Genomic DNA, 434 nt, shown 5'->3' on the forward strand with positions numbered 1-434 from the left:
GCCTAGAGCAGGTCCAAATATATTTCCCAGGCTGGTGTATGTGGAGTTCATGCCTGCTACGAAACCCTGCTGGTTACCGGCCATATTGGATAAATGAGCGGTTAAGGCCGGACGTAGCAAATCGAACGCCAGAAAAATAAAACAAGTTACAAGCAAAACAGTTAAAAATCCTGACATAACAGTAGACACGAAAGCCAAGATCGCACCGGTTATTAAGCACAGCTGAATCATTCTTTTCTCTCCAAGTTTGTTGACCAATTTCCCGAATAGTAAAACTTGAATAACTACCGCAACAATGGAACTAATCGTAATAATGGCTGCAATATCTTTTGGTGTGAAGCCAAATTTATGATCAGAAAACAAGCTGAATACGTTTCATAAGCTGATAAACCAAAAGCCATTACAAAGACGATAATAAATGCAATGAAATAGAC

1 pseudogene is annotated in these 434 nt (G+C 39.4%); it reads right to left on the reverse strand.

The window, feature by feature from the left end:
* Positions 1–434: pseudogene (gene blt / locus BTA35_RS19035) on the reverse strand (multidrug efflux MFS transporter Blt); the annotation flags it as partial.

It is taken from the genome of Oceanospirillum linum (genome assembly GCF_001995095.2).
GTDB lineage: Bacteria > Pseudomonadota > Gammaproteobacteria > Pseudomonadales > Halomonadaceae > Oceanospirillum > Oceanospirillum linum.